The 23,987-nt window shown below is 42.8% G+C and carries 20 protein-coding genes; 8 read left to right on the forward strand and 12 right to left on the reverse strand.

What is annotated here, in order from left to right:
* From tuf to rpsL, 4 genes are all read right to left on the reverse strand, one after another.
* Window positions 1-1,048 (reverse strand): elongation factor Tu (gene tuf, locus H140_RS0103310; protein WP_019672232.1); only part of this gene is annotated, 1,048 nt, incomplete at its 3' end.
* Window positions 1,049-1,499: 451 nt separating this feature from the next.
* Window positions 1,500-3,629 carry an elongation factor G gene (gene fusA, locus H140_RS0103315; protein ID WP_019672233.1) on the reverse strand — a complete coding sequence of 710 codons (2,130 nt, stop codon included), beginning with the start codon at window positions 3,627-3,629 and terminating at the stop codon, window positions 1,500-1,502.
* Window positions 3,630-4,222: 593 nt separating this feature from the next.
* On the reverse strand, window positions 4,223-4,696 hold the full coding sequence (gene rpsG / locus H140_RS0103320) for a 30S ribosomal protein S7 (protein WP_019672234.1): 474 nt from the start codon (window positions 4,694-4,696) through the stop codon (window positions 4,223-4,225).
* Window positions 4,697-4,893: 197 nt separating this feature from the next.
* On the reverse strand, window positions 4,894-5,268 hold the full coding sequence (gene rpsL / locus H140_RS0103325) for a 30S ribosomal protein S12 (protein WP_019672235.1): 375 nt from the start codon (window positions 5,266-5,268) through the stop codon (window positions 4,894-4,896).
* Between the two features lie 664 nt (window positions 5,269-5,932).
* Between rpsL and H140_RS0103330 the strand changes: the two genes are divergently transcribed.
* Window positions 5,933-6,442: an FKBP-type peptidyl-prolyl cis-trans isomerase gene (locus H140_RS0103330; protein ID WP_019672236.1), complete on the forward strand. Its 510-nt coding sequence runs from the start codon at window positions 5,933-5,935 to the stop codon at window positions 6,440-6,442.
* Between the two features lie 73 nt (window positions 6,443-6,515).
* A complete protein-coding gene (locus H140_RS0103335; RefSeq protein ID WP_019672237.1) occupies window positions 6,516-7,556 on the forward strand; it encodes an NADP(H)-dependent aldo-keto reductase in 1,041 nt (346 codons plus the stop codon).
* Between the two features lie 120 nt (window positions 7,557-7,676).
* Here the strand turns inward: H140_RS0103335 and H140_RS0103340 are convergent, their stop codons facing one another.
* Complete coding sequence (locus H140_RS0103340; RefSeq protein WP_019672238.1) at window positions 7,677-8,618, reverse strand: lysophospholipid acyltransferase family protein; 942 nt, start codon at window positions 8,616-8,618, stop codon at window positions 7,677-7,679.
* 223 nt (window positions 8,619-8,841) lie between these two features.
* Window positions 8,842-9,657 carry a lysophospholipid acyltransferase family protein gene (locus H140_RS0103345; protein ID WP_019672239.1) on the reverse strand — a complete coding sequence of 272 codons (816 nt, stop codon included), beginning with the start codon at window positions 9,655-9,657 and terminating at the stop codon, window positions 8,842-8,844.
* Window positions 9,658-10,016: 359 nt separating this feature from the next.
* Here H140_RS0103345 and hflX point away from each other — a divergent pair, with 359 nt between their 5' ends.
* The 4 genes from hflX (at window position 10,017) to H140_RS0103365 (ending at window position 14,473) form a co-directional block, all read left to right on the forward strand.
* Entirely contained in the window at window positions 10,017-11,462 is a 1,446-nt protein-coding gene (hflX, locus tag H140_RS0103350; protein WP_019672240.1) for a ribosome rescue GTPase HflX, read from the forward strand.
* Between the two features lie 334 nt (window positions 11,463-11,796).
* Complete coding sequence (locus tag H140_RS13790) at window positions 11,797-12,324, forward strand: CidA/LrgA family protein (RefSeq protein ID WP_019672241.1); 528 nt, start codon at window positions 11,797-11,799, stop codon at window positions 12,322-12,324.
* Window positions 12,325-12,336: 12 nt separating this feature from the next.
* Window positions 12,337-13,041 (forward strand): LrgB family protein, encoded by a 705-nt coding sequence (locus H140_RS0103360; protein WP_019672242.1) that lies wholly within the window; start codon window positions 12,337-12,339, stop codon window positions 13,039-13,041.
* A 556-nt stretch (window positions 13,042-13,597) separates the two neighbouring features.
* Window positions 13,598-14,473, forward strand: coding sequence for a lytic transglycosylase domain-containing protein (locus H140_RS0103365; RefSeq protein ID WP_019672243.1), 876 nt, complete (start codon window positions 13,598-13,600; stop codon window positions 14,471-14,473).
* A 146-nt stretch (window positions 14,474-14,619) separates the two neighbouring features.
* Here the strand turns inward: H140_RS0103365 and H140_RS0103370 are convergent, their stop codons facing one another.
* From H140_RS0103370 to H140_RS0103380, 3 genes are all read right to left on the reverse strand, one after another.
* Window positions 14,620-14,862, reverse strand: a complete 243-nt coding sequence (locus H140_RS0103370) for a DUF2789 domain-containing protein (RefSeq protein ID WP_019672244.1) — start codon at window positions 14,860-14,862, stop codon at window positions 14,620-14,622.
* A 186-nt stretch (window positions 14,863-15,048) separates the two neighbouring features.
* Window positions 15,049-16,032, reverse strand: a complete 984-nt coding sequence (locus H140_RS0103375; protein WP_019672245.1) for a malate dehydrogenase — start codon at window positions 16,030-16,032, stop codon at window positions 15,049-15,051.
* Window positions 16,033-16,487: 455 nt separating this feature from the next.
* A complete protein-coding gene (locus H140_RS0103380) occupies window positions 16,488-18,587 on the reverse strand; it encodes a lytic transglycosylase domain-containing protein (protein ID WP_019672246.1) in 2,100 nt (699 codons plus the stop codon).
* A gap of 314 nt (window positions 18,588-18,901) precedes the next feature.
* Here H140_RS0103380 and miaB point away from each other — a divergent pair, with 314 nt between their 5' ends.
* Window positions 18,902-20,407: a tRNA (N6-isopentenyl adenosine(37)-C2)-methylthiotransferase MiaB gene (miaB, locus tag H140_RS0103385; RefSeq protein WP_019672247.1), complete on the forward strand. Its 1,506-nt coding sequence runs from the start codon at window positions 18,902-18,904 to the stop codon at window positions 20,405-20,407.
* A 163-nt stretch (window positions 20,408-20,570) separates the two neighbouring features.
* On the opposite strand, the gene argE is transcribed toward miaB, so the two are convergent.
* The 3 genes from argE to H140_RS0103400 form a co-directional block, all read right to left on the reverse strand.
* Complete coding sequence (gene argE / locus H140_RS0103390) at window positions 20,571-21,842, reverse strand: acetylornithine deacetylase (RefSeq protein WP_019672248.1); 1,272 nt, start codon at window positions 21,840-21,842, stop codon at window positions 20,571-20,573.
* A gap of 247 nt (window positions 21,843-22,089) precedes the next feature.
* Complete coding sequence (locus tag H140_RS0103395; RefSeq protein WP_019672249.1) at window positions 22,090-22,575, reverse strand: nucleoside deaminase; 486 nt, start codon at window positions 22,573-22,575, stop codon at window positions 22,090-22,092.
* Window positions 22,576-22,701: 126 nt separating this feature from the next.
* Window positions 22,702-23,358 carry a UPF0149 family protein gene (locus H140_RS0103400; protein ID WP_019672250.1) on the reverse strand — a complete coding sequence of 219 codons (657 nt, stop codon included), beginning with the start codon at window positions 23,356-23,358 and terminating at the stop codon, window positions 22,702-22,704.
* Between the two features lie 187 nt (window positions 23,359-23,545).
* Here H140_RS0103400 and H140_RS0103405 point away from each other — a divergent pair, with 187 nt between their 5' ends.
* Entirely contained in the window at window positions 23,546-23,956 is a 411-nt protein-coding gene (locus tag H140_RS0103405) for a hypothetical protein (RefSeq protein ID WP_019672251.1), read from the forward strand.
* The last annotated feature ends 31 nt before the right edge of the window (window positions 23,957-23,987 follow it).

Below are 23,987 nucleotides of genomic sequence, written 5' to 3' on the forward strand. Positions count from 1 at the left end.
TACCTTCTTGTAAGGTGATGGCACCTGTTACGTCAGTAGTACGGAAGTAGAACTGTGGACGGTAACCATTTAAGAATGGCGTGTGACGACCACCTTCTTCTTTTGATAGTACATATACTTCTGCGTCAAAGTTGGTGTGCGGTGTGATTGAACCTGGTGCCGCTAGTACTTGACCACGTTGTACGTCTTCACGCTTGGTACCACGTAGTAGTACACCACAGTTCTCACCTGCACGACCTTCGTCTAGTAGCTTACGGAACATCTCAATACCTGTACAGGTTGTTTTTTGAGTGTCACGGATACCAACGATTTCAATCTCGTCACCAACTTTAATGATACCTGATTCTACACGTCCAGTTACTACGGTACCACGACCTGAGATTGAGAATACGTCTTCGATTGGCATTAGGAATGGCTTGTCAACGTCACGCTCTGGCTCTGGGATGTAGGTGTCTAGAGTCTCTAGTAGTTCTACTACTGCTGGCTCACCGTATTTGCCGTCTGAGCCGTTTAATGCTTCTAGAGCTGAACCCTTGATGATTGGGGTGTCATCACCTGGAAAGTCGTAGTCTGATAGTAATTCACGTACTTCCATTTCTACTAGTTCTAGTAGTTCTTCGTCATCTACCATGTCACATTTGTTCATGAATACGATGATGTAGGGTACACCTACCTGACGTGATAGTAGGATATGCTCACGTGTCTGTGGCATTGGACCATCAGTAGCTGATACTACTAGAATTGCTCCGTCCATCTGGGCTGCACCAGTGATCATGTTTTTTACATAGTCAGCGTGGCCTGGGCAGTCCACGTGTGCGTAGTGACGTGTCGCTGTGTCATACTCGATGTGTGAGGTGTTAATGGTAATACCACGTGCTTTTTCTTCTGGTGCTGAGTCAATGGCTGCGTAGTCTTTGGCTTCGCCACCAGAGGTCTTGGCAGCAACAGTTGCAATAGCAGCAGTTAGTGTGGTTTTACCGTGGTCAACGTGACCGATTGTACCGACGTTTACGTGCGGCTTGCTTCGTTCAAACTTGGCCTTTGCCATGAGTCTTTCCTCTTTTTAATTAAAAAATTATAAGGTTAAGTTAAATTATTGAATTTTAAATTCAGTCATCGTAGAGACAATAGCTTTCGATTAAGTTGTAACAGATACTTTAATTAGTAACTAATAATCCATCTAATTCAACTTATTCTGCTAACTGCTAACTATTGTCATCTGCTAGATAATCATAATCTTGCAAGTGCTACTAACTATTAGCTTAAATCTATTAGTTTAAATGCAAATGATAAGTTAGGTGCAAATGATATAAGAAAACAGGCATAAATGACAAGCCCCTGATACGTAATTGTTTATAAATTCATCATCTAATTACAATCTATTCCTAATAGGAATGTCCAAAGCGCTTATCTATGCTATGTTTTAAGACATGCTTGACTGGCAAACATGTCTTTTCTTTTATCACAACTGCAGTTATGAGTAAGTCAATAACTTGTCGTTACTCGTCATCATCATCTTTGCCTGAGAATTTTTTCATAATCTCTTCAGCTACAGACTTAGGTGTTTCCGCATACTTTTGGAATTCCATTGAGTATGTTGCACGACCTTGCGACTGTGAGCGCAGGTTAGTTGCATAGCCAAACATCTCAGCTAAAGGAACTTCAGCACGGATTTGCTTAGTACCACCAGGCAAGTCATCCATACCTTGAACCATACCACGGCGACGGTTTAAGTCACCCATGATATCACCCATGTACTCTTCAGGTGTTTCAACTTCAACTTTCATAACTGGCTCAAGAAGCACTGGGTTGGCATTCATGAAACCTTTTTTGAAGGCAATTGAACCCGCCATTTTAAACGATAACTCATCCGAGTCAACATCGTGGTAAGAACCATCATATAAGGTAGCTTTAACACCTACAATTGGGTAACCAGCAAGGATACCGTTCTGCATGCGCTCTTGAATACCTTTATCTACTGCGCTGTGATATTCTTTTGGTACCACACCACCTACGATTTCTTCAGCAAATTCGTATTCTGGACCTTCATCAAGATCTAGTGGCTCTAGGCGCAACCAAACGTGACCAAATTTACCACGACCACCCGTTTGACGTACGAACTTACCTTCTTGCTCAACTGTACCACGAATAGTTTCACGATAAGCAACCTGTGGTGCACCGATGTTGGCTTCTACTTTAAATTCACGCTTCATACGATCTACTAGAATTTCTAAGTGAAGCTCACCCATACCACTGATGATTGTCTGACCAGACTCTTCATCTGTGTGTACACGGAACGATGGATCTTCTTTTGCTAGACGGCCAAGGGCAACTGACATTTTTTCTTGGTCAGCTTTGGTCTTAGGCTCAACAGCTAGAGAGATAACTGGATCTGGGAATTCCATGCGCTCAAGGGTAATGATTTCTTTTTCATCACATAGCGTATCACCAGTACCCACATCTTTCATACCCACTAGGGCAGCGATGTCACCAGCACGAATCTCTTCAAGCTCTTGTTGTGATTCAGCGTGCATCTGTACGATACGACCGATACGCTCACGCTTCATCTTAACAGGATTATATACGCTTTCACCTTGCTTGATAACACCAGAATAAACACGTACGAAGGTTAAGTTACCAACGAATTTGTCGTTCATGATTTTGAACGCTAGTGCTGAGAATGGTGCGTCATCAGATGCTTCACGCGTACCTTCAGTCTCATCCTTGTCATTAAGAATACCTTTAATAGCAGGGACGTCTTGTGGTGCAGGCATATATCGAATTACACCATCCAACATGATCTGTACACCTTTGTTTTTAAAGGCTGTACCACAGTACATTGGGATGATTTCGTTCGCAATTGTACGCTGACGAATGGCCGCATGAATCTCGTCTTCAGTTAGCTCTTCGCCTTCTAAGTACTTGTTCATTAGCTCTTCGTTGGCTTCTGCAGCTACTTCGACTAGCTCACTACGATACTCTTCCGCTTTATCTTGTAATTCAGCTGGAATTTCACGCTCTTCAAACTTCATACCTAACGATTCAACATCCCAATAAATAGCTTTCATGCTGATAAGATCTACAACGCCTTCGAAGTCGTCTTCCTTACCAATTGGAATAACCATCGCAACTGGATTACCGCCCAAGCGCTCTTTGACTTGCTCTTTCACACGGTAAAAGTCTGCACCCACACGGTCCATTTTGTTAACAAATGCTAAGCGTGGAACTTTATATTTATTAGCTTGACGCCATACAGTCTCAGACTGAGGCTGTACACCACCAACCGCACAATAAACCATACATGCACCATCTAGTACACGCATAGAACGCTCTACTTCAATGGTGAAGTCAACGTGACCTGGGGTATCAATAATATTGATGCGATGCTCTGGAAATTGATGAGCCATACCAGACCAGAAACAAGTCGTTGCAGCTGAGGTAATTGTAATACCACGCTCTTGCTCTTGTTCCATCCAGTCCATGGTAGCGCCACCATCGTGAGTCTCACCAATTTTATGGTTAACACCGGTGTAGAATAGGATACGTTCGGTCGTGGTTGTTTTACCAGCATCAATGTGTGCTGAAATACCAATATTACGATATCGGTTTAGGGGGGTTGCACGTGCCATAATTTTTTCCTAATGGAATGTCTTTTTAATTTATTTCGTTTTACAAGTTAGTGATAGGCATCAAGCTAAAGTAGCTTGTATGGACGACTTAATATCATGCAATTGATTATCATGCCAACTTTTTTATTTGCTTACAGCTTACTATAATTACTAGTGATAGTGATTTACAATATCTCTGTATATTCGTAACCCGTATGCTCTATAAAACATTAGCATATTGCGTTCATTTGATGAGTCATCGGTTTATTAGTCAAATTTTGACTGCTTATCTGACTTTTATATACCCTAACGTACTTAACATTTAGCGTACTTAATATATAGGAGACTTATTACATATTAATCACTTTATATTAATACATTAAGACAGGCATTCAAAGCTAACAATACTTATCAAAAACTTAACGCTTATTACTTATCTTTTGTCACTTGCTTATCTTGTATAACTTGCTTGTCGTAGGAGACCATTACTAACCGTGGTTGTTAATGGTCCTAGATTAAGACTATATTATTGTACTACTTTTTGCTTATTTATTAAATTAAGCTTGTATTTAAGTTAGCTTATAAGCGCACTAGGTCAGCTTAAAATAATAAACTTAGAAGCGGTAGTGAGAGAATGCTTTGTTAGCATCTGCCATGCGGTGAACTTCGTCACGCTTCTTCACAGCATTACCTTTACCTTCGTGTGCATCAGATAACTCACCAGCCAAGCGGTAAGCCATTGATTTTTCAGAACGCTTAGAAGCAGCGTCAGCAAGCCAACGCATCGCTAAAGCTGTACGACGGGAGGGGCGTACTTCCATAGGAACTTGATAAGTTGCACCACCAACGCGGCGAGCTTTTACCTCAACCATTGGGCGAACGTTTTCAAGCACTTCTTCAAAGAACGCAACTGGATCTTCGATGTTACGCTTTTCTGCAACTTGTTCTAATGCACCGTAAACAATACGTTCAGCGGTAGATTTTTTACCATCAACCATGATGTGGTTGATGAATTTTGCGATAGTTTGGCTACCAAACTTAGGATCCGGTAGGATCTCACGACTAGCGACGACGCGACGTCTTAGCATAATAAATTTCCTTGTCTTCAGGGTTGTCTGGCATTCATAACCATATACTAGATATGTGTTAATAATTTAAGTGGTTACCAGCCAGCCTTACTGCGTGGCGGTATGCTTACCTGTTAACACCCTCTATTAAGTAATCGGGTTTGTTAACCATATCGGTACAGCACCTAGCCCACGCATTAATAATGTTAGTTTGCTAATTAAACCTTAGGTTTCTTAGCACCATATTTAGAACGACCTTGCTTACGGTCTTTAACGCCTGCACAGTCAAGTGCGCCGCGAACAGTGTGATAACGTACACCTGGTAAGTCTTTAACACGACCACCACGGATTAGTACAACACTGTGCTCTTGCAAGTTATGGCCTTCACCACCGATGTAGCTAGACACTTCATAACCTGAGGTTAAGCGAACACGACATACTTTACGCATGGCTGAGTTTGGTTTTTTAGGTGTGGTAGTATATACACGAGTACATACACCGCGGCGTTGTGGGCATGATTGTAAAGCAGGAACGCCAGACTTTTCCTTTAATACTTTACGACCCTTACGAATCAATTGGTTAGTTGTTGCCATAAGGCATCCTTCTCCCGTTTATTAAATACAAAAAAATGGGTCATTAGGTTTACTACTGCTATTTATTGCCTAATTCTCATTGTCTTATGTGCTACAAACTTAAGTTGAAAACACTGGTAAAAACACCTGCATTAATCACCCAAGCTTAGAGCGATAAAACAATCAGCGTATCAGCAATATATCGCCATCTACGTAAGCCTACCCATTTTTCGGACACTATATTATATAGAGTTTTTACATAATACTCAAGCCCCTAAAGGCTTTGATAATATCTTTATAAAAAACTGTATGCTGACTGTTAAAAGCAAGCAGCGCCTTTGTGCTAAACTAAGCGCTTAGCTGATGAACACCTCTGAATTAGCCTTGTTTTAGCGCAACAAGCCAGCCTTATTTTAGTTTGGCGGTATCGCTAAATTTCAAGTGCAAAACTCAGTGTTCAACACGAGATTATTAGAAGATCTCGACACCTATATAACACTTTATTTATTATTTGCAACCCTGTTTACTGTTTTAATCTTATTTTTTTACTTTAATTTTAATTTTCCTATTGTTTATCTTGCTGTTAATGCGTTATCACAGCACGCAAATACTAAACACACGCAAATACTAAACACACGCAAATGCTAAACACACGCAAATGCTAAAAAAGAAAAGAGAGCACTTCATGACAACTTCAAACCAACATTCAGATATCGTTACGCCCAATCAAGACACTCGCATTACGCACGGCAGCCAAGTACAGCTACACTTTGAAGTGTCATTAGAAAATGGCACTGTCATCGACTCCACCTTTCACCGTCCTGAGCCAGTGAGCTTAACTGTTGGTGATGATAGCCTATTGCCTGGATTTGAAAGCGTACTCAATAACTTACGTGCTGGCGATACTCGTACCGCTCATTTAGAGCCAGAACAAGCTTTTGGCGAATGGAATGAAGATAACGTCCAGACCTTCAGTCGCACTCAATTTGCCCTGTCAGAGCCAAATCCTGTGGTCGGTATGATGATGGAATTTGAAGATAAAGGTAAAAACACCCTGCCAGGCGTCATCAGCAAGGTCACCAACGACGAGGTGGAAGTGGACTTTAACCATCCTTTAGCCGGTCAAGCCGTACTATTTAAAGTACAAATCTTTAAAGTAACCCCACCAGGACAAACTGGCATTCAAATCATGTAACATACTGCTAAAAACCTCAAGCAAATAAAGCATAGAGTAAAAGCATAAAAAGCTAAGGACAAAGGTATCAAGTATGAAATACACCACTCTGCTCCAACTTGGTGATAAGATTTCCAAAATCTGTTTAGGCACCATGACTTGGGGTCAACAAAACACAGAAACACAAGCCCATGAACAAATGGACTATGCTCTTTCAGCAGGCGTTAACTTCTGGGATACTGCTGAGATGTATCCATCCCCGCCAGCTCAAGAAAAACAAGGTGATACTGAGCGCTTTATCGGCACTTGGTTTGCCAAAACCAAACAGCGCCAGCAAGTGGTGTTGGCCAGCAAAATTTCACCCATGAGCTTTTTGCGTGACGGCAAAACCCGCTTTAACGCTAAACATATTAGTCAAGCGCTTGATGGCAACTTGCAACGCTTGCAAACAGACTATATTGACTTATATCAACTACATTGGCCTGAGCGTGAGACCAACTACTTTAGCACCCGAGGTTATACGCCCGCCATGACAGGGCAGGATTTAAGTAATCTTACCCCATTTTTGGAGACCATAGAGGCACTGAATAATGAAGTGAAAAAAGGTCGTATTAGAGCGTGGGGATTATCGAATGAAACCGCTTGGGGCGTGATGCGTTATTTATGGGAAGCTGAGAAAAATGGCTTGCAAGGTCCTATCACGGTTCAAAACCCATACAGTCTGTTAAACCGCCTGTATGAAGTGGGATTGGCTGAAGTGTCGCATCGCGAAAACGTAGGTCTACTTGCTTACTCACCATTAGGGTTTGGCGTACTGTCGGGCAAATACTTAAATGGCAAACAGCCAGCAGGTGCTCGTCTAACCCTTTATGATCGCTTCCAGCGTTATATTAATCCAGAAGCAAAGTCGGCAACCCAGCAGTACGCTCACATTGCTGAACAAGCTGGCTTGGATATGGCTCAAATGGCACTGGCCTTTGTCAACTCTCGTCCGTTTATCACCAGTAATATTATTGGTGCCACCACAATGGATCAGCTCAAATCCAATATCGACAGTATCAATCTTGAACTAAGCAATGATGTGTTAGAAGCCATTGAGCAGGTACATACCAAGCAACCAAACCCCTCGCCTTAACCAGCTACTCAATGAATGTAGTCATTGATTATTGATTAAAACACTTTGCGTAAAAAAGCCCTCGTCATGAGCTTTTGTATAGGACTCTAAACTTGTTTAAATATACATCTTATAAACGTTTTACGCTGATATTTTAGCAGTCAATTTTGTTAACACACGTGCTTTCAGTGAATCCAGTCCTTGCTGCATATGCTGTTGTAGCTCTTGGGTAAGCTCATCACGTGTCTTACCCGTACTAGATAAAGGCTCTAAAGGCAGGATATAAGCAGTGACTGGATTGCTATCCATTACCGTTAAAAAGCTTTGTACAAACGTCGTATCTCCGACAAAAGGAATCTTATCATCCATCTCACCCTTGTCGTTAACATAACAAATCACAACTGGCTGTACCGGCTTATCCGCATCTATTGCCGCTTGTAACAGCTTGCCATATAGCGATTTAATGGCAGTACCATCAGTGGTAGTGCCCTCAGGATAGAAAAGAACCGAGTAGCCTTTTTTGAGAAACTCAGTAATTTGAGCAGACACTTTGCCTGAATCACCAGAGCCACGTTTGATAAATAACGAACCACAAGCACGAGCCAGACGACCAAAAGCTGGCATTACCTCTACTTCTGCTTTTGACAAAAAGAACGCTGGCACCACACTGCCCATTACAGGAATATCCATCCAAGACACATGGTTGGCCGCCCACAGACCTTGCGTGGTAGGCATCGGCTCAACTTCTACCACTTTGATATTAAACGCCGCTGCCATTTTTCCACAAAATATTTTATTGTAGCGCAACACTTTATCGCGCTTAGGCACAGCGCCCCATCCATCAATCTTAGTAATCGCTCGATAGCCATTCACCATAGTGGTGGTCATGCCTTTTAATACTTGAGCACGGTTAAGCTGGGTAGTCACTGGTTTAGCCAATCGAGTGACAGGCTTGGCAATACGCTGCGTTAACGATTGTCTGAAAGTACCAGAGCTTGATTGCTCTTTAGCACTATGATTATTGCCACTTTGATTAGTTTGTTTGGTTTGGTTGCTGCCTGTTAATGGCGCTTTGTCGATCATAAAAATCCTTGGTTAAATCATTGCTTTCACGCATGATATCTTAATTCATAACATAAGCTAATAACATAAGCATAGCTTATATCTGTGTTTACAGTATGCCAATTTTTATGATTTTTGCTAATAACTTGTGTGACTAATCTTGCTAGTGTCTGTCTTTAACTCTTCTTTTATTGCTGGTTTTGTAGTTGTTTTAATTGCTGTTTTTTTTTGATAACCAACGAAACTAACCTTTGTTTAACACTCGGTTATGCAGCTCTTCCAAGCCTGTCTGCATACGCTGTTGCAGCTCTTCAGTCAACTCAGACCGAGTCTTGCCGGTCGGTGATAAAGGCTCTAAAGGCAGCACATAAGCTTTGACTGGCAAATCGCTATCTATCACTCGAAATAGACTTTCTTTTAGCGTAATGTTGCCATAAAAAGGAACCGTTTCATCTAACTCGCCTTTTTCATTGACATAGCACACCACGATCGGCTGCACTGGCTTATCGGCATCAATGGCTGCTTGCAACAATTTACCATGTAGCTTCTTAATTTGTTTGCCATCGGTAGTGGTTGCTTCTGGATAAAACATTACCGAATAGCCTTGCTGTAAAAATCGTGAAATCTGATCGGCAACGGTATCGGCATCCCCTGAACCACGGTTAATAAATAGCGTGCCAGCCGCTTTGGCCAATACTCCAAATATTGGCATCTTCTCCACTTCCGCTTTGGATAAAAAAAACGCTGGTGACACAGACCCCATGACAGGTATATCCATCCAAGAGACATGATTTGATGCCCATAATGCATGTGTTTTTGGTACTGGTTCAACCTGCACGACTTCGACACCAAAGGCGCCTGCTGCGCTTTTACAAAAAGCTTGGATGTATTTTGGCAGGATATCTCTAGGCGGTTCTTGCCAAGCACCTATTTTGGTTGCGGCACGATAGCCGCCTACCATAGTTTGCACTAGGCCAGAGGCGACTTTGGTTCTTTTTATAGTATGCTTGATACTCAAGTTATGTTTGATACGGTGCGCAATGCTCGCTTTATTGCTCATAGGATTGCCTTTGTTTTTGTCTGGACTTGTGTATTAAAAGTTTAAATTTATCAATATCTACCGCTATGGATCAAACCTCAGCGTAAAAGTATAACAAAAACACATCCAGTAATCAGATGTTCACTAAAATATTTTCACAACCCTTATTTTTTTCACAACCTTTATTTAAAGTCAAGCTTAGCTAGTTTAAATCATTGACCGCACAAGATTTGTATCCATTTATATACCAGCCCTTTTAATTTGTCTCAATAAACGCCATTATTATCAATAAGAGACAGCTTAAACTGCTTATTAAACAACTTAAACTGCTTGTTAAACAACTTATAATAAACTGATAACGATAAAACAGGTGACTTTTTTTGGAATACTTTGAACGACATAAAGGTGGCGAACGTGCCATCTTAGTACATTTAGACATTAGACAAATCTCAGACCCAGACGACTTAGAAGAATTCAAACTGCTGGTAGACTCTGCTGGTGCCCAGCAGCTTTCCGTCATTACTGGCTCACGCTTAAAGCCTGATGCCAAATACTTTGTGGGCAGCGGTAAAGCGCAAGAGATTGCCGAGCAGGTACAAGCGCTGGATGCAGACATTGTCATTTTTGACCACAGTTTATCACCCTCACAGCAACGTAACCTTGAAACTATCTGCCAATGCCGCGTGCTAGATCGCACTGGTTTGATTCTAGATATTTTTGCGCAACGCGCACGCACCTATGAAGGTAAACTGCAAGTTGAGCTGGCGCAGCTAAACCACCTTGCCACCCGCCTCGTCCGAGGTTGGACTCACTTAGAGCGTCAAAAGGGTGGAATTGGCTTGCGTGGACCTGGTGAGACTCAGCTTGAAACGGACAGACGTTTGCTACAAATTCGAGTCAACCAATTAAAGGCACGACTCGACAAGGTTAAGCAGACCCGTGCGCAAGGTCGAGCCAAACGCCAAAAATCAGACGTATTAACCATCTCTTTGGTCGGCTATACTAACGCCGGTAAGTCCTCATTGTTTAACCGTTTGGTTGATGAGAACATCTACGCCGCTGATCAATTATTTGCCACCTTAGACCCGACATTAAGACGGCTAAACTGGCAAGGCGTGGGACGTGTGGTCTTGGTCGATACGGTTGGTTTCGTGCGTCACTTGCCACACGAGTTGGTTGAGTCATTTCATGCGACCTTAGAAGAGACCTTGGAGGCCGACTTACTGCTACACGTGATTGACTCATCCAGCCCAGACATGCATGAGCAAATCAATGCGGTAAAACAAGTGTTGGCACAAATTAATAACGATGTCCCTGTGCTTAATGTGTATAACAAAATCGACTTAACTGGTGAGCCAGCCCGTATCAAATATAGCGAACCTGGTGTGCCCAGCCGTGTTTATGTCTCTGCCAAAGAAGATCTGGGTATGAGCATGTTAACAACCGCGGTACAACAACGGCTAACCGGTAAGTTAACTACCTTTGAGCTGACCTTGCCGTTTAATGCTGGTTATCTAAAAAATGAACTATATCGCTTGGATGTGGTCGAGCAAGAAAGCTATGATGAGACTGGGCATGAGGTGCTCATACTGCGTCTGCCAGCCGACAAACTGCAACAGCTGCTGGGACAGGCTAATATAGACCCACTAGACGTCTTACCAGCAGAGCAAGCCAAACTGGTGATCACCCCACTTGAGCCGTTTGAAAAAGAGATGAAGGCAGAGGCTGATGCGCTGGATAGTGGCAATGGAAATGGCAGCGATAGTGCGGATGAGAGTGAGTTGGAAGATTTATATTTAGATGACTCAAACTTAACCGATGAGTAAACCGATTCGAATTAAATAAACGCTAACCAACAAAACCCACAGCCATTAACATCACATCAGTAGCAGCTAATTAATAAAAAAGTTAAGAAAAAAGCAGCGTCTAAACAGGCTCTGCTTTTTTTTATTTAATAGCTATGAATTAATGCCTAGCTGTTCCAGAGTATCCCTAGCAAGTTTTTTTGCATTATAAATCCTGTAAATACCCAGTATTAGTTTGCCTTTATCTATTGCCAACCCAAGTTTGCCCAACTATCATAAGAGCTTAGACAGCCATAAGAGCTTAGACAGCATATTAAAACCTGACGTTATACCGTTGCTAGATCAAGGATGAGTTATGCCCTCTTTAACCGACCACACCATTGCCCCGTCCAAAAAATCGATGCCGTTGCCAATGGCTATTTTATTAACCTTGGCGATTGTCATCTGTATTCGTGAAGGGGCAGTCTTTGTTTGTCAAGCGATCGGCTATGCCAGTGCCGCCAATATTGTCGGCATGATTTCCTTTTTTGTCCTACTGATGCTGTGGCGCTTTACCATCGGCCTACCCGAATGGCTGACCCATGCCAGTAATACCCTCTTAGTCGATAGTGGCTTTGCCTTTCTGCCTGTCTCAGCAGGCGCAGGTCTGTTAATCTTTGCCTTAGGCGATGAGCTATGGGGCATCGTCATCACCCTAGTCGTCAGCACCCTACTGCCTTTATGGGCATTGGCCAAACTGGCAAATGCTTGGCTGGGTGGCTCACCTGATAATAATGTTGCTGACTCTGATTCTAGCTCTATATCTGACGCTGAATCAGATCTCAAGGATGCCAAGCTCAATAAGGCAAACAGCCAAACCACATCTACGGATCAATCACAATAAAGGCAGCAGGTCATGACTTTACTACAACACATGCCAGATGGCACCACCTACCTCACCATCCTCGCTGCCTTTATGCTGACCTTAGTCGCTCACGTTATCGCTCGAATATTGGCTAAGCGCATTCAAGGCTTGCCTATGGTCATTACTGCTTTGATTTTGGTACTGGCTTTCTTATATTTTTTTAGTTGGGATTATGAGCACTACTATGCAGTCGCCAAGCCCATCTTTGACCACCTGCTTGGCTATGTCACTGTGCTGCTGGCCATTCCGTTAGCTACTATGAACTTTAAAGGCTTGCCGCTAAAGAAGCTGACCATTATTGTCATCATTGCCAGCTTAGTAGGCGCCTTATTACCGATGAGTATGGCCTATGGCTTTGCGCTAAGTCACGACAGCATCTTGGCATTTGCTACCCGCTCAGTGACCACCCCAATTGGGCTAAGTGTGGCAGAAATCATCCAAGCGCCACTCGCTTTAGCCAACTTAATCATTATTGTCTCTGGTTTGCTTGGTGGCGCTGTCGCCCGACCACTGTTCCGTAATGTAAATGATGATAGAGCCAAAGGGTTGGCATTAGGATTGGCAGCGCATGCGTTTGGGACGGTAGAGGCTTGGCAGATTAGTCATACTGCTGGACGTTATGCTGCATTTGGACTGGCAGTAAATGGCTTGGTAACTGCGGTTTGGGTGCCTATATTTTTGGCCGCCATACTATAAGTTATAAGCTATTTTGTTTGGAGCCATTTTGTTAATGCAACTCATGAGCTTTGTTAATCATAGCTGCTGTTATCTAATGCGTTTGATTATCGCTGGCATTTACCAAAGTGCTTAAATAATTTGGCAGACGCCCTAGCTTCACGCTCATTGTGTTGCTGTGTTCTTCACTCATACACCATTTGTATCTGCTATTTTATAACCAACGAACTAATAAACGCGGTGTCTCGCTAAGCCTATATATACAGTGCTTGCGCTTGGTTGTCTTGTTACCTTTTTAGACTTCTTTGACTATCGCTCTTACCTCATCTTTTTTAATGTTTCTTAATCTTTCTACACTGCTGTTAATACGCTACCAAAGCAATGAAACATTAGATATCAGCGGCTAATAGTGCTATATTATTCTCACACTAACGCCAGCATATTGGCTGCAAGCTCATGGCTACCTGTATTTTAGTGATGAAGCATCTATCAATTACGCCTTAATAAGCTATTAAATAACACGGCAGATATACAGCGTGAGTATCAAAACACCTAGTTTTAAAAAAAGCGAAAAAATATGTCTAATTTGTTAACCAAAATTTTGTGCCACTCAACCAGCTTAGCTATCGGCACAGCTTTTGCCTCTGTCAGTATGCTAACGGCACATGCTGCGGGCAATATGTACATATACAAAGATGACTCAGGACAAGTCTTACTGACCAATGTTAAGCCTTCTGGGAACTTTGACAGATTTAGTAAAAAAGTTAAAGTCACCTACTATCCTAATACAGATGCTGAGCAAGAAGCAGACAATAGCACTACCCTGCCAGCGCTCAACCCTCCAAGTTATTATAGTAGCCCTACGGCAAACACATCTTATGCAGCCCAAATGGCCAATCAAGTTATAGGTAGCAGCAATCATACTTATGACTCATACATTCTTGCTTCTGCCAGCCGTCACGACGTGGATCCAGCTTTGCTAAAAGCCATGATGCATACTGAATCAGGCTTTAATCCCAACGCTAGATCACCAGTTGGCGCACAGGGGTTAATGCAACTGATGCCTGCTACTGCCCGCCGTTTTTCAGTGCGCAATGCTTGGAATCCTGCTGATAACATCGAAGGCGCTGCTAAATATGTCGCTTGGCTGTCAAAACGCTTTAATGGGAAAGTAGAGCATATTCTAGCTGGCTATAACGCTGGAGAAGGTAATGTCGATAAGTATGGCGGCATTCCACCATTTAGAGAGACTCGTAACTATGTGAGACGAGTATTAGATCGCTATAATAGATTATACAAAACAGATCCTGCACTCTTTGCTGGCAATCAAACGGCTACGGCAAATCTACAAATTGTCAGCTATAACAGCGCTGATATTCCAAGCTTTGCGACCACCAGTAATGCCTATTCGCAAGAAGCCTTTGATATCTTGCGTCAAAGAAGCGCAAACTAACCCCACTTCATTCAGCGCCAGATTTTATTTAACAATTTCAATAAGTTTAACGAAAAGCCCTCTACTATAATTAAAATAGTAGAGGGCTTTTTGTTGTTTGTAGATTACTTGTAGAGCTTAATCTAACTTAGCTTAGAAGCTTTGGCTTAGTTTGCTGACGCATGCAAGCGTACATTCAGCTCATCAATCACTTCCACCCAGACCGCATCACGCTTCCACTCTTCTTGTAAAAAGGCGCGCTGTGAGTCTGTCCAAAATTCAGCATCTTTTAAATTGTCATCACGACCTAGCTGATGCTCACTGATGAATTTATCAATCGCGGCATCTGAGCTGTCTAGGCCTAACTGGGCAAATAATTCATTCATTGTATATTCTGGTTCACCTAACATACCTGTCTCCTTATTTATTTTATTTTGCACTTATATTTTAACTACATAGTGTAGCAAAAATGACTAATCATACTGTGCAATTACTATTGAGAATTTTTTACATTATGTTAACAGGCAGCATAAAAAAAGCCTGCACATGGGCAGACTTTTTTTACAATGAAGACAGCGTTTAAAAAATCATTAAACTTATGGAAGTAGATGCTCTACTGCATCACGCTCCTCGGTAAGCTCTTGCTCAGTGGCTGACATTTTTTCTTTTGAGAAGTCAGATGACACATCTAAGCCTTCAACGATTTTCCAATCGCCATTGCTGCAAGTACATGGGAATGAGTAGATTAGGCCTTTAGCGATACCGTACTCACCTTGTGAGTAAACGCCCATAGATACCCAATCATTCTCGTCAGAGCCAAGTGCCCAAGTGCGCATGTGTGCGATGGCAGCGTTGGCAGCAGAAGCCGCTGATGAAGCACCACGGGCTTCAATGATAGCCGCACCACGTTTTTGTACGCTTGGGATGTAGCTATTTTCGTACCAGTCACGATCTACTTGATCTAAAGCTGGCTTACCATTAACTGTACACTCAGTTAGATCTGGATACTGAGTTGATGAGTGGTTACCCCAGATGATCATTTTTTTGATGTCATTAACAGTGCTGTTGGTTTCTTCAGCAAGCTGAGCCATACCACGGTTGTGGTCTAGACGTGTCATCGCAGTGAAGTTACGTGGGTCTAAATCTGGTGCGTTACGCTGAGCGATTAGCGCATTCGTGTTTGCTGGGTTACCAACAACCAATACTTTCACATCACGGCTGGCCACTTCGTTTAATGCTTTACCTTGCGCTGAGAAGATAGTGGCGTTCGCTTCAAGTAGGTCTTTACGCTCCATACCTGGACCACGAGGACGAGCACCTACTAATAAGGCATAATCTGCATCTTTAAATGCAACGTTGGCATCGTCAGTCTGAACGATACCTGCTAATAGTGGGAATGCACAATCTTCAAGCTCCATAACCACCCCTTTTAGGGCGTCAAGTGCAGGTGTAATTTCTAATAGCTGTAAAATAACAGGCTGATCTTTACCTAGCATTTCGCCTGAAGCAATACGAAACAGCATGGCATAACTAATATTACCAGCAGCACCAGTAACGGCAACGCGAACAGGTTGTTTCATGTAATTCTCCTAGTGTATTTTTTTGGGTTTTACCTTGTGGTTATGACAGGCTTGCCATCATAAAGTCGGGGTTATTAAAATCTTCTTAATCTTGTTATAGCAAGCGTTTTGATTATAAAGTATCTTTGACACTGTCTTTTATTTTAGCCAGTTTTCTTAATTTATCTTAGAAAACCTTGTCCTTTTATAAACGTATTTATACAGTAAACGTATTAAAAATTTTAGAAAGATGCTAAAAAATACTGATTTTAAACGCAATAAAAGTTTAGCACCTTTCAATTTATTGCTCAAACCTAATTGTGTCTATTTTTTTAAACAATTATTATCGCTTAAACAGACCAACGCACACTTTAATCACTCAACCGCTTTAATCCGTTCATCTGTTTAAGCTCAGTTGTCTGTTCAAGCTGTACCTTACTGTACACTAACCCACTATAACTTGTCTAAGTCAGCACTTAATAGCTTGCTGGTACATAGCCCATACGCTGTGACAACGGCATTGGTGAGCCTAACAAACTACTATAAATTGTGGCGTTTTCCATCACACGTTTTACATAATCACGAGTTTCAGGATAATTAATGGTCTCTACGTATTGATCTGCTGCTAATGTACCATAACTGGGCTGCCAAAGTTTGGCCTTATTTGGTCCAGCGTTATAGCCAGCTGTCGCCAATACTGGATGATTATGTAGCTTACGCATAATATCGCTCATATACCAAGTGCCATAACGAATATTGGTATCGCCACTGTTGGCACGACTGGCGCTATAACTCTCACCCAAGTTGCGAGCAATATAACGTGCAGTATCTGGCATAATTTGCATTAAGCCACTAGCACCTACCCCTGAGCGTGCTGAGGTTACAAAGCGGCTCTCTTGACGCATAATGCCATACGCCCATGCAGGATCTATACCTACTTGGCGACTATAACGCACCACTTCATTTTGATGAGGCATGGGGTGTGATAAGCTAAATATTTCTAGATTATCCGCGACATTAATTGCATAAATCGAACGATCTAGCCAGCCTATATCATGGGCATATTTGGCCGCTGCAATTACCATATTGGTATCATTATTATTAAGTGCCTGTCTAACTGCCCAGTTCCATTCTCGATTGGCATAAGCACGGCTGGCATTAGATTGATATAGTGCCAATGCACGTGCAAAGTTTTGGTCATTGAGCATACGGGCGGTATCACTACTTGATACTTGTGGCAGGTTGTTGCTGCCAGCGTTAAAGCGCTGACCTAACTTATCTTGTGCTAAAAATCCGTAGTAATCATTGTTTTTGGCCAATTGTTGATATATCTGACGTGCCTGTCCTTTTTGGCTACTATTACCTTTTTGTTCATAGGCTCGTGCCAACCAATATTGCCAGATATGTTCTTTTTGGGTGGCATCATGCATACTGCCAATGGCAGTTATCACATCATTCCACTGATCAAAACGAATCGCCACTTTGGCATACTCTTCTGCTTCTTCATCACTGTAACTTGCGCCTGCACTGTTGCGAAACCATGTCAACGCATCTTGGCTATAACCGTCATCCGTATTAAAGAAAACACGGCGCATGGCAAGGGTGCGATAGGCTTGACGGCGGGTATCATCACTGATGAGCTTCTGCCCATAAGAGTCGGTTAAATTCAGATCATAGCCAAGCTGAATAGCACCTTCACTGTAAGACTTGTTAACAATACGACCTAGCGCATATAGATACAAGTATTGATTTTTGGCACTATAAGGCTCACGGCTAAAGCGAGTGATATAAGCGGCAGGACTGGCCTGTATGCTACTTAACTCACTATACGCAATTGGTGTCCCTAATGATTGTGCTAAAGTCATAATATCACCCGTCTTACCCTCACGCAGCATGCGCATCAAGCGCTCTTTGCGATCGCTATCACTGATCATCGGGTTGCCATTCATCTCCATCGCCAATTGATCACACAAGGCTGGCTGCTTTTTGGTGTTGAGCCATACCATAGGCTTTAATGCAATGGCTCGCATCGCATCACCACCGTTATTAAAGCCTAAAGCTATGGCACATTTTTCACTGTCGTCAGCGTTGGTGATATAGCTAGCTACTTGTCTAACGGCACTATAATCACCAGATTGCGCTTTGGTTTCGGCATAATCTGCAATGAGCTTTTCGGCCATAACACTGCCTTGATACTGCTTAGCAAAGTTAATCACCACGTTTGGGTGCAATGTGGATATGTCATTATTTAAACGCCAGTAGGCAGGATACATAGCAAATAGCCCGCCATTCATCATCTGCTCATATTGATACAAAGCGCCTGCATCACGGCGCTCACTGGCAGCATAAGCTTCATTAAAATAGTTAACGCTGGTATCGTACGCATATTGTGATTTATTTTCTTGAAAGGACAGTTGCGCACAGGCAATTTGGCTCATGCCTAATAGAGCAAGCAAAGAGGTTGCTAATGCAACTTTTTTGTTTAGCTTAATTTTGTTAAGCTTAGCGCTTAAACTATTGTCGCTACCTGTGTCACGCTGTTGGTTAACGGTGCGAATAAAGGTATTAATTCTCATAAATAAAAGTCTTTTAAATACAGCGTAGGCTCTACCCTAACGCTAAGTTAGTTTTAGAAGTTATAAGTTAGTTTTAGAAATTATAAGTTGGTTTTAGAAATTATAAGTTGGTTTTAGAAATTATAGGTAATAACTCATAGATTATAGGCAACAACTTGCACTAACCCAAAATGCTTTATGTAAGTCTATGTTGCAGCCAAGCTTACAATACTGATTATAAACCTGCTATAACACAGCTTATGGTATAATAGTCGTCAATCAAACCCCTCTGTTTATCAACATATTTATCCACATCTAACCTTGGACTGCTAACTATGAGTGCGACTTTATTTGATCCCAAAACCATCCAAACCCCAGACAAGCAAACTTCAGGCTTAACCAATGACTTAGGCCAACATGGTGATCTGGGTGCGGATAGTATCAGTCAAGCCAGCCAACCCACAGGGCAACCCAAAAAGAAAGTGTTTATTGCCACCCAAGGTTGCCAGATGAACGTTTATGACTCAGAAAAAATGGGCAATGTGCTCAGTGAGTCTCACGATATGATCGTGACGGACAATATTGAAGAAGCAGATGTCTTGATCATGAACACCTGCTCAATCCGTGAAAAAGCACAAGAAAAAGTCTTCTCTGAACTCGGGCGCTGGCGCAAGCTAAAAGAAGACAATCCAGATCTAGTTATCGGTGTCGGTGGCTGCGTGGCCTCACAAGAAGGCGACAATATCCAAAAACGCGCCCCTTATGTGGATATGGTATTTGGCCCGCAAACCCTGCACCGTTTGCCTGAGTTGTATGACAAATCAACGGCTCAAAAACAGGTTAAGCCAAAAGACCGTATCGGTACAGTGGATGTCTCCTTTCCAAGTATTGAGAAATTTGACTTCCTACCTGAGCCTAAAGTTGACGGCTATCGCGCCTTTGTCTCTATCATGGAAGGCTGCTCAAAATACTGCTCATTTTGTGTCGTTCCCTACACCCGCGGTGAAGAATTATCTCGCCCACTCGATGACGTATTGGCAGAAGTAGACAGTCTTGCCGAGCAAGGGGTACGTGAAATCACACTTTTGGGTCAGAACGTTAACGGCTATCGTGGCGAAAAAGACGACGGCAGCATTTGCCGCTTTGCGGAGCTGTTGCACTATGTGGCGCATGTCGATGGTATTGAGCGCATTCGTTATACCACCAGTCATCCGCTAGAATTTACCGATGATATTATTGATGCCTATGCCAAACTACCACAGCTGGTATCCCACCTGCATCTACCAGTTCAAAGTGGCTCGAACAAAATCTTAGCCGCTATGAAGCGCAACCACACCATTGATGTGTATATCAATCAGATCAAAAAGCTAATGGCAGTGCGCCCCGATATGCACTTATCAAGTGACTTTATCATTGGCTTCCCTGGTGAAACCGAAGAAGACTTTTTGGATACCCTAAACCTAGCGAAAGATCTCGACTTTGATCACTCGTACAGCTTTATTTATTCAAAACGTCCTGGCACGCCAGCAGCTGAGTTGCCTGATGATGTCAGTCTGGCTACCAAAAAAGAACGCTTGGCTATTTTCCAGCAAGTTATTCGTGAGTCAACGCTAAAGAAAACCGAGCAAATGATTGGTAAAACCTTACGTGTGATGGTAGAAGAAGTGGCTGATCGCTATCCAGATCAACTATTAGGTACAGCAGACAATACCCGTTCCGTATTATTTAAAGCCACTGACGAACAAAAGTCAGAATTGATGGGTAAGTTTGTCACCGTTAAGATTACTGATTATGTCAGCCCACATATGGTACGTGGGGAATTGGTTGAGGTATTGGGTTAATAATTTATTCTTAACAACTTCTTTATTAAGCCCAAACTTTTATTACACAAGGTACGTTGCCCTCTCGGCACGTACCTTTTTTAATCCAGTTTTATTAATCTAGTTTCAGTTACGTTGTCTCTTTATCCTTATCTTTGCACCCCTAAAAGCTCTCTATTTCACTCTATTTTACTGATTCTAATGACTGAAGAATTTTTTGCAAAAAATAATCACACTGGGATAATTGATCCAACGCCACAAACTCATTGGCTTTGTGTGCCTGCTCAATACTGCCTGGCCCACAAATGACAGTGGGTATGCCAGCATTGGTAAACTGACCACCTTCAGTCGCATAGGCCACCTTATGTCGTGCAGAAGCACCGACTAAGCCTGCAATCAAGTCTTGAAGGGCTTGAGAGTCAGCATCCGTCATCGCGGGTACACTCTCAAGCTGCTGGAGCTCAATACCTGTATCAGCATCTGTCTGTTGCATTTGCTGTGTCAGTCGCTCAGCTTCTTGCTTAATCGCAGGTAAAATATCTTCAACTCCCATCATCGGCAGGTTGCGATAATCAAAGGTAAACTGACACAAGTTAGGGACAATATTGGTCGCTGTCCCACCGTCAATGGTGCCTACGGACAAGGTCGAATATGGCACATCAAACTCACTATCTTGCGAAGCGGAGGTTGCCAGTTTATTGGCCAACTCATCAATAAACCCAATCAAGCGAGCGGCATAACTAATGGCATTCACCCCTTGAGTGGTCAGCGAAGAATGTGCTGACTTGCCATGTACCGTACAGCGAAATACCGAAATGCCTTTATGCGCAATCACCATCTTCATAGAGGACGGCTCACCGACAATACAATAGTCAGGCTGAATGCCACGCTGCTGTAAATCGGCCAACATCAAGGGCGCACCCAAGCAGCCCACCTCTTCATCAAAGGACAGTGCCAAGTGCAGCGGCTTAGCCAGTTTGCCTTGCTTAGCCTGTTTGCCTTGCTTAGAGAGTGCCACAGCTTGCGGTAATATGTGTAGCGCACAAGCAATAAAGCCTTTCATATCACAGGCACCACGCCCATACAGCTTATCGTCACGAATCTCAGCGGTAAACGGATCTGACGCCCAATCTTGCCCATCTACTGGAACCACATCGCTATGACCTGATAGCACAATACCCCCTGTAACTTGCCCACCAACGGCTGGCACAGTGACAAACAAGTTGGCCTTGCTTTGTGACTCATCAAAGGTGAGTATTGGCTCAAGACCTAGGCTGTAACAGTAGGCTTGTACGTCTTTAATCAAAGCTAAGTTTGAGTGGCGACTGACCGTATCATAACTGATCAAACGCTTGAGCCAATCCACACTCGTGTCTGGCCAGTCCATACTCGTGTCAGACATACTCGTGTCAAAATAGTCAGTTGGGTGCTCAGTTTGTGGGCTAGATGTGCTCATGATTGTCCTTATCTTATGCAACGCAGCCTATCTTTAATGCTTTTCTGTACGCTTTCTTACAGACATGCTTGCAGGCTTTCTTTTTGACTTTAGACTGCTTAGTGTTGGCTTAATGCGCTTTGCTGTGTTGTCTTTTTTGTTGGGCCAATTCTGTATTTAGGCTATCGAATTATTTGTTAATTTTTCATTTGCTAGCTTGTTAATTTGCTCGTTCGTTAATTTGCTCGTTCGTTAATTTATTAGCTGCTTAGTCTGCTTTCTGCCAAACTTGCTGATGCAATGCTTTGATTTGTTGATCCAGACCAGCAACCGGTCCTTGCACCTCAAGATGCGGGGCAACCTCATGAATGCTTAAAGTATTGACCGGTGCAGGTTCCGTGACGCCAACCTCTTGCATCCACTGGCGCAGCTGCTGTGATGAGCTGGCATAGACAATGCGACCTAACCCAGCCCACGCATGAGCAGCTGAGCACATAGGACAGTGCTCACCTGAGGTATAGACCACGGCTTGCGCTCTCTCTGCTGCGCTCATATTTTGAGCCGCCCAGCGTGCTAGGGCAATTTCAGGATGGTAGGTCGGTTCAACACTATGAATGCGATTGCGATCTTCTTTTAGCACCACGCCGTCAGCACTGACCAAGACACTGCCAAAAGGTCTGTCCCCAGCAGCAACCGCCTCTGCGGCCAGCTCAACACAGCGCTTCAGATGAATCATATCGTTATCGGTTAACATAGATGACCTCTCCTTTTACCACTCTGTTCTTTTTTTTCCTCTGCTTCTACTACGACTTTTTTGCGCCTTCTTTTTTATGGCTTGCTTGCTGCTAAGTCGCTTTTATGATGGAATACTAAGTTGCTTTTATGATGGATTGTTTTTATTCATCACATCAATCACAGGCGGCATAGTCTTTGGCTTTAGCCCTTCTTCCTCCAGCTCTTTGGCTGTTTTTGCATTAATCGCCAGTCCAGCAATTAATGGTAGGCTCATCAATGGTTTACGAGGACGGATAGCCAAGCTTACTGGCACCATGCGCACAAATTCATACAAATACAAATATGACTCTTCGCCACCTTCAAACTCATCATCAGGCTCAATACGAATGGCGCCAATCTTTGCCAAATCTGCAAACATGCTGTTTTCTTCCGCAGTAAGCACGCTGTCAGTCACACCAAAGCCGGTCATAAAGCCATTTGCCCATTGCTTTAGCGCAATCACACGCTCATACAGATCATGTTCATCATCAGGCACAAGCGGTGAATACTGGTAAGCATCATCTTTGTCTTTTAGCTGAAATGAGGTGTCTTCAGCCTCTTCTGCCAGCAAGGTTAACGCAGCCTCATCTGGGATAGAAAAACTTAATTCACTTAATAAGCGTTCCCAGTCTTCAATATTGTTTGGTGCGTGGCACACCGTCATTAGACCAGTCATTAGACCATGTAGCTCACTGATACTGACATCTGTCCAATCTGCAAATGCTTTGTTCCAATCATTCCAGCCTGAAATATCGTCATTCATACTTGTTACCCTTGTCTTATCTGTAATTAGTCTTTAATTTAGCGTTTGTTTATTGAACCTGTGATTGAAAAACACAATCATTAACATCTTATGCTAGATATAATGTGGGCATCTATGGCATTATTAAAGGATAATACACATCATCTTGCATTTAAATTTAAGCTAACTTTAGTAGAAGTGACCTCTTATGACCCAACCTTTAATTGAAAAACTGCAACACTTAGATACCGTGCTACATGACATACGCCAGCGCTATAATGCCACCTACAATGAGCTGCAAGCCCTCAAAAACAATCCACAGACGAACAGCAATGAGCTTAGCTTATTACAACAGCAGCTTAATGACAGCCAGCATGCGTATGAACAAAGTGTCGAACAGCAGCAACAGTTGCAACAAAAGTTTGACAGCCTTGATGCTGAGTATCAAGCGCTGGCCGAGGCGCATCATAACCTAAATGATGACTACCAAGCACTACAAAAAAAATATCAAGAGCTAGAAAAATCCAGCTTAGCGCAATTAGAAAAAAACCGCTTGGCAAAAGAAAAAACCAAGTTGGTCATGCAGCGGTTAACCTTAATTGACCAAGCTTCTGAATAAGCCACTGAACAGGCCACTGCAAAGCTCATAC

Source organism: Psychrobacter lutiphocae DSM 21542 (assembly GCF_000382145.1).
GTDB classification, from domain to species: domain Bacteria; phylum Pseudomonadota; class Gammaproteobacteria; order Pseudomonadales; family Moraxellaceae; genus Psychrobacter; species Psychrobacter lutiphocae.